This is a genomic window from Desulfofustis glycolicus DSM 9705 (assembly GCF_900130015.1).
Classification (GTDB): domain Bacteria; phylum Desulfobacterota; class Desulfobulbia; order Desulfobulbales; family Desulfocapsaceae; genus Desulfofustis; species Desulfofustis glycolicus.
The window spans coordinates 1-7,677 of the sequence record NZ_FQXS01000057.1; the positions used below are offsets into that span (position 1 = coordinate 1).

Genomic DNA, 7,677 nt, shown 5'->3' on the forward strand with positions numbered 1-7,677 from the left:
GGCAAATAGCCATTGCGCACAACTTGCATGTGCCCGTTTTTATTTCTCAAGTCTGCGTATTGTTGGAGAAGCTCTTGCAATTCAGCTTCAACCGCTTCGCCGATGAGTTGTCGTGCGCCAGTTCGTAACAGTTCGGTCAGTGGATCCTCAGTAAACTCCCCTGGCTTTTTCAGCTCGATAACTTTATTGTTCATCATGACGTATCCTCTTATTGTTGGAATTTTGTTTTGGCGAACTGATTCCAACAGGATACGTCATTTCTTTTTTATGTCTCCTTCAAACACCACTTTTGAGCATAACTCAATTTAGGATGACCATGTCTCAGGCTCGTTGACCAGATGGGGTTAATTTGACGGTTACAAAATTAGAGTAAAAACAATAGTGCTATTCTAGTGTAGTAGCTGTCAGGAAAAATTATAATTGTTAAAAAAATAATGGGCAAGACGGTTCTGAAAACAACCTTTACTTTACTTATCACAACACATACGGGTAGATACCTAACGAGTTGGCCTTAAGTGTTCACTTTTTTGGTTCAAGTAGATTATGTAATGCACTATTCAAATCTTCTCCTAGTACAAACCATTTTTTTTCTAATGTGATTTTTAATTCTTTTATCTCTTTGTTTAAAGTATCTAGATTCTGTAGAGCGTAAAGAATATTACTCATAATTTCTGATGAAGAATTTTCGGTAAACACCACTCCTTTAAAAAAGTGCTTAGTCAAGGCATCTTTACTTGAAAGAATCAGGGGGGTGCCTACGGCAACAGCCTCATATGCTCCGCAAACCAGACAATTTTCTCTATAAGTCAAATCAATTGCTAAATCTGCTGAAGATAAAAGTTCTACATAATCCTCATAATCTAAATAGTTAGTAAATTTTATACGCTTTTGGTACTTTTCAACAACTGAATATTTTATTTTTTTTTGATTTCCTGTTACATAAATATCAATAAAATTAGGCAAATCTGCTACCGCATTAAAAAACTCTAAAAAAGGTTCATCATCATTGAATGAACAAATATAAACTATCTTGTAAGTTTCAGAATTCTTACTACTTTTCATCTTCCCTGAAATATTTGGTATTTTATCAGGTATTACGAATGGTATTCCTCCATAATATTTTACCTTTTCTGCTAATTCTTTGCATGTAACTATCGTCATTTCTGAGTGTCTAATTATAAACTTAGCTATAAAAAATATTCTTATAAGGAATTTGTTTTCAGGGCAAATTGCAGCATTATGCGCATCAACCACTAAATTGTATCGAAGAATCCACTTAATTAAGCATGCGGCTAAAGACAGCACAATAGACGGATTTTGAACAATTAAAATTCTCGGTCTCTTTACGAGGAGAAAATGAAATGACCTAATTAGCAAAACAGGATACTTAAAAGGACTTGAAATATTTGAACAAAATATCTTGTTATCTATTTTCAAATAATCCAATAAAGAAATTGTTCTGGCATGTCTTTCCCAAGCTATCAACACACAATGCTCTCTAATATTTTTTGAATTCATCCCAGCCATATTAGTAGGACCTGAAAAATATCAACTTAAAAATATTTGGTGCACTATTAGTTGAGAACGCTACATACAAAAATGCTCACCTATTGGCTACTGATGTTTACTTTTTCTGTCCCTACAAAAGCTATTCAACATAAATGGCATTACCATGAAACCATTCTATAAGCAGATAAATATGAAAAGCAAGCATCGTATCAGACGTCTTGAAAACCTTGCTGTTTTTTTCCTTAAAGTATTTACTCCTATGCCATAAATAACTATATCTATCATGAAATTTATAATAAATTCGATTTCTTATCTTAGGACTTTGTAATATCTCTTTGAGCGGGTTAAAATTTGTGATGACTTTCTTACATTCACCGATATCAAGCAGTCCACCTAGATTGTGACCAGCTTCTAAGTGCTGTAATGTCCTCTCACGAACAAACGGTGCCATATAATAATAATAATTTGCGATATTACTCGCATGGTTTCTTCCATATTTAAACAAATGTGGGTGATTGTATTTAATAGTTTCAATAAATAAATTTTTTAGGACACGTAATCTCTGGGGAACCCGAGTATAAACATTAAAAACCTTACCTGACAGTAATGGCCTACGTACCTGCGTATGTTCCTCATCAGATATACCTAACCCTAAAATATATCTATTTATGCCGCCCATTTGCCAAAGATAGTCTCGCCGGTCAGTCCAGTCAGTATTTTCACAATATTTCATCACACCATCGATTTCGCTTTCGTAAAGCTCATCGGCCTCAGCGGTTAAATCGGGGTGTAGGACTCTTTTTACCTTATCCATGAGTGGATAAGGTATTATTTTGCCTATCGACATAACCCTTGAACGAGCCCTATCACCTGATCCCCAGGTGACATCCCCTTTAAGAACGTAAGCAAGATCGGAAAAACATTCTGGGGAAATAAGATGTTGTCCGAAGCTCTCGGGATTATTGGCAGTCGTAATTTCTCCAACACGAACACCGTCTAACCAGAGTCTGGAATCAACATCTGGAGTTCGCTGGCAAAACCAATAGGGAATATTACAATCGTGTGCAATTTTTTTTGACATCCAAGTATCAGAATAGGGAATTTGATCACTTATCCCATTGCTAATCACTCTTTTTGGAATTCGATCAAGCTTAATGGCTGCACCCAGTATTGAACGGCTGTCCCAGCCGCCACTTAGAAAAATACCGCTATCCCCCTCTTCCGGTTTGGTCATGAGATCAACGGTCTCTAGTATGGCTTCTCCGAGTCGCTTACGATGTTCATTCTTCGGTGTATCTTCTTCTGCTGAATAGACTAGATTCCAATACCTTGTTTCCTCGACCTCGAAACGTTCAAATTCAATGCTAAGTATAGTTGCCGGGGTTAAAAGCCGCGCCTGTTTCGTTTGCGTAGACGGGCCAAGGTAATGGCCAACCGACAGAAAATTTATGACAGCACCGGGAGCGGGATTCCAAGATTGGTTTTTCCTCGCAAGAAGCATCATCCTCGGAGCAAACGAAAATAAATCACGGTCAGAATGCCAGTAAAGCGGTAAAATGCCTATCCTGTCGTTACCTATCGTAAGTTTTTTTGCCCTCTTATCCCAAATGGAGAAATGAAATGCTCCCTCCAGTCTGTCAAGTAACTGCTTTCGCTCTGATGCCCACTGATTCAAAAAATATTCAGCGCCAATTCTTATGCCCGCCTTAGGATCAAGACAATGTCCGTACAAAACGCAAACATTGTCATGTCCCTGAAAAATGCTTAATGCAGAGGGTCCGTTTTCACGCTCTTTTGCTCCTAAAGATATCCAACGATCCTGGTAAATTAACAAATCTTTATCTTCAAATCCCCCCAAAATCAATTTGTCACGATGAGTGTCATTCAATGAAGTTAGCAATCCCAATATACCAGGCATGTTTATCTCTCAATATTAATTGTTTAGTCCTGATTTATATTCCTAGTTCAGCTAGCATTCTGAAAAGCTGCTCATTTTGGTCTGGCGTCCCGATTGATACCCGTACTGTATTCTTAGCTAATCCTTGGAAGAAAATGCCATCCACTACAGATATACCTTTTTGAAAGAGCTGCTCAACGGCTTCCGACGATGTACATTCCGTCTTGAGCAGGTAAAACGGAACAGATGAATATCTTTCAACTCTATCTCCAAGGCGTTGCTGAACCTTATGAAAACGATCATCTAGCAACTGTTTGAATTCTTCAATACGTTCCAAATGCTCAACAATCGCTTTGCCAATTTTCTGAACCATTGGAGGCACAAAGAAAGGAGACAGCGCAGTCTGCATGTCCCGGCAATTATCGCGGTTTGTTATAATGTATCCTAACCGTAATCCAGCCAGTCCAATCTTTGAAAATGACTTTAGAACAATAAGATTGGGATAGTCATAACAAAGAGTTGACAGATTATACGACGCCGTCCAGTCAAATACACCATCTATTACAAAAAGAACTTTAGGGTTTTTCATTATGTGGCTGCGTATTTGACTCTCGGGAATCTCCTTTGTGGATGGATTATTGGGAGTGCATATCACAGCAATTGTCAGATCCGTTGGCATTTCACTGATATCGTTAAAATACGATATCTTAACACCAGGAAGAGACTGAGCTACAATGGTGAATCGTGGGAAATTGGGAATTAATATGCCACATGTATCTCCTGGATCGAGGACCCTTCCCAAAACGAACTCTATTGCAGCATCGGCGCCTGGAGTCAGCCATATGCCATCCGAGGGGACACCTTCCCAGTCAGCTAATTGCTCGATCAATTCTTTGTCCTGGGATGGTAAAGGATAAGAAGAGAAGTAACCAGTATCACAGCCCAGCAAAGCATTATTAATCTCTTTTTCCCAAATGCAAGGGCCAGATACTAATGATAAATCGCATGCGGCCGGCAGCCGATGAGCATAGTTCTTTTGGACAGAACTGCTCGTCAGCAAACTATGTCTTAAATAGCTATTCATTTTTAGCAGTGTCAGGTTAATAGTTTAAATGTGAGTTGCAAGATCATATAACAATTAGCACTATTGATAAAAATTCTCGAGTCTACTTGAAATCTGATCTCTATTCGTAGATGTTTCTCGGCAAATTCTCGAATGCAGCGAGCACTTATTGGAATTTTACGTTTTGTTGACAGTCCCTGATTAACCAATACTCTTGCCAATATAATTGGTCACATAGGTTTAAGCTTAGCAAGAATAAAAATAACATCTGATCTAAAGAATAGGATCAAACTCAAAACATAAGAAAGAGCTCCTACAAATATTTGAATCAAAAGTCTTGCAAAAGGGACATCAATAGCAGTCGTAATAAATTCTTGAGTCAAAAGAACGGAAATGGCCATAATTACACAACAGGATACAGACGGCCATATTGATTTCAACAAATCGAAATACTTTAGTTTTGTCAGCCGAAGTATTTCCAATCCCAAAGTTAGTATCATAAATACCGGCAAAAAGAGTCGAGCCTGGACAGCACCCAACGTCCCTAAATATTTAACTCCTAAAAACATCAATAACACATTGACGGGAAAATATAGAACTGTCCATTTGAACGGTAGGTGCGGTTTGCCAATTCCGTTGCACAACGCATAATAGGGATTTATAAAAATGCGCAGCATTCCAAACAGGCAAAAGAACCTGAGCGGCATGACAACAGGCAGCCAACGCTCGCCATAGGCGACAAGCACGAAGTCCGGAGCAATCAACCCAATCCCAGCTAAGACGGGGAAAATAAGAATTGCGTTGTAGCGATACACCTTGGCAAGAAGCACTCCTAGCTCCCGCAGATTATCCTGTAAGCTTGAAAAAGCGGGAAAAAGGACGCTATTCAGCACCTGACTTAGCTTGGTGGATATCATGAGAGGAATATTGGAGGCATATTCATAAAAACCCAATTGAGTGACATTCAGGTATGTCCCGACAATAGCCTTATCCATATTGCCATTTGCATAGGTAACCAGGTTGACGCCGAGAAACCATCCGCCATAGCTGATGTGGCGGCGAAGTATGTCAAACGAAAAGGAGAAGGATGGCAACCATGGCATGAAATAAAATACCAGCAGAGTCATCAGGATATTGCCGGTAATCATACCGCCAACCAGACCGTAGACTCCCAATTCAAGTACTCCGACCAAAAACCAGGCCGACATAAAGGCCAGAACAATATTAGCAAATCTGATCAGAGCAAGCTGCTTGAACATGAATTGCCGGTGCATGAGAGCTGTGTTGATACTTCCAAGGCTGAGCAAGACAAACTGCAGAGCGAGCAGCGTAATGATATAGCCAATGGTGGGGTCGTTGGCAAAACCACCATAAAATAGGCCAACGATACAACAGATGGACGCGACACTACTATCGATTATCACATTTCCCCACCAGCAAGTGGAAAGATCTTCCTTTGTCAGTGTTTGATGGTAGATAACACTTGCATTGAAACCAAAATTTGCGAAAATCAGTATAAATTCGGTAAAAATAGTTGCCAGGCTCAGAATTCCGAAATCTGCCGGCATTAAGATCCGGGCAAATATAATACTGCGAATGAATTGCAGAACGGTACTAGCACCAACCTCCATCCCAGACCAAAGGCTGCCGCTGGCAACCTGGTTGCCCACTCCGCTACCGTCACGTGATACGGGAAGGTAAGCCTGCCTTTCACGAACCCAGTAGCAAACCATAAAATTATTCTTCCTCTTTTAAAAGTCCGAGTTCTTTTAACTCGGCGGCGTATTTCCGCTTGACCATTAATGGGATTGATTCCTTAAACTGCCCGAACTCTTCAAGAATTCGAACAGAATTGTAATGACCTCCTGATTTGCAATTTTCAAAATGCTTTTCACTACGATATCCGATTTCTTGCGCTGGGTTGCCCAAAACTATAGCGCGGGAAGGGACGTCTTTTGTGACAACTGCTCCCATACTGACGATGCTCCCCTCCCCTATTTCAATTCCAGGCATGATTCGTGCATTCCAGCCGATCCAGGCGAAATCACGGATTATAACTGGTTGTAGAAAGACCTTATCGTCATAGGGAATTGATTTTGAGTTACGATAATTGTGGGTAAATGAAATTATTGTCGTTCCATAACCTATCCCAACGTAATCACCGATGTAAATTCCACCCATTGAGGCCAATAAAGTATCACTTTGGATGGTGGACCACTTTCCAATGCGAACACGACTTGGATGGGTTATACCAACCCTTGGGAATATCGTGCTGTTTTCGCCACGGTAAGCAAGAAACTTACTCTTCTCTGTTCTGTCCTGGTGCCTCTGATATTCATCATAAGCAAAAGCGAGAGCTTGATACCAACGCCTCCCTCCTAATAATTTGCGTATAAAGTACATAATCTCTTTACCCGTATTACCATTTTAGGGATATTTTTTTACATCGGATCACTTGTAATTTACTTCATAACTGTCAATCAGTTGGTGATTGATCATTAAGTTGTGGCTATCTGTAATGATTTTGAAAATCTTTTTTCTGAAAGCTACAGAATTTTAAATTTTTATCTGCGTGCAATCTCTTTATCAATAATTAAATTAGCCCGCTTTTCAGTATCAATCAACTCAATTTTCATACCGTTATGAGCGTATAAAAATACAATTTTTTCATTTTCAAATGCCTCCCCTGGTTCTGGTCCGGACAGAACACGAAGCCCTTGTTTATCCATCTTGTGTAACGATTCTTCAAGATTTTCACATTTGAAACAAAGATGGTGCAAGCCGCCTCCTCGTTTTGCGAAAGTAAACACAGGCGATTTTTCATCTACTGGCTCAATCAATTTAATTGTTGTTGAGTTTTTTTTCTCAAGAAATATCACAAAAACATTTTGTCGAGTATTATGGATAACAGATGTTGCTTTGATATAACCAAAAACATCTTCCCACTGTCGTGTAGCGATATCAATTGATTTAACTACAATTCCAATGTGATCAATAATCATAAAGGTTCCTCATTTGATCATCTTATTGGTGCACTTATTACGTATCGAAAACAATTATATTTCCTAGAACAACTATCGAATGTTTGATTATATTAATGATTCTTTATAATTTAAGGGATCCTTGAAAAATCAAATTTGACAGCTTGAAAACTCCTCCGAAGAGCAATCTATTTCTTCGGAAAAACGAAAAATTGAAAATATTGCCT

Annotated in this window: 6 protein-coding genes and 1 pseudogene; all 7 read right to left on the reverse strand. The window is 39.1% G+C overall.

The features are described from left to right. Positions 1-197: pseudogene (locus tag BUC26_RS21920) on the reverse strand (IS256 family transposase); the annotation flags it as partial. 322 nt (positions 198-519) lie between these two features. Continuing rightward, on the reverse strand, positions 520-1,527 hold the full coding sequence (locus BUC26_RS23255; RefSeq protein ID WP_143166130.1) for a glycosyltransferase family protein: 1,008 nt from the start codon (positions 1,525-1,527) through the stop codon (positions 520-522). Between the two features lie 121 nt (positions 1,528-1,648). Beyond that, positions 1,649-3,427: an asparagine synthase-related protein gene (locus BUC26_RS21930; protein ID WP_073379489.1), complete on the reverse strand. Its 1,779-nt coding sequence runs from the start codon at positions 3,425-3,427 to the stop codon at positions 1,649-1,651. Positions 3,428-3,461: 34 nt separating this feature from the next. Then, positions 3,462-4,490 (reverse strand): aminotransferase class I/II-fold pyridoxal phosphate-dependent enzyme, encoded by a 1,029-nt coding sequence (locus BUC26_RS21935; protein WP_084540851.1) that lies wholly within the window; start codon positions 4,488-4,490, stop codon positions 3,462-3,464. Between the two features lie 209 nt (positions 4,491-4,699). After that, on the reverse strand, positions 4,700-6,202 hold the full coding sequence (locus tag BUC26_RS21940) for a lipopolysaccharide biosynthesis protein (protein WP_073379493.1): 1,503 nt from the start codon (positions 6,200-6,202) through the stop codon (positions 4,700-4,702). Positions 6,203-6,206: 4 nt separating this feature from the next. Further along, positions 6,207-6,872 (reverse strand): acyltransferase, encoded by a 666-nt coding sequence (locus BUC26_RS21945; protein ID WP_073379495.1) that lies wholly within the window; start codon positions 6,870-6,872, stop codon positions 6,207-6,209. 161 nt (positions 6,873-7,033) lie between these two features. Then, positions 7,034-7,471 (reverse strand): VOC family protein, encoded by a 438-nt coding sequence (locus BUC26_RS21950; protein WP_073379497.1) that lies wholly within the window; start codon positions 7,469-7,471, stop codon positions 7,034-7,036. Positions 7,472-7,677 lie beyond the last annotated feature (206 nt).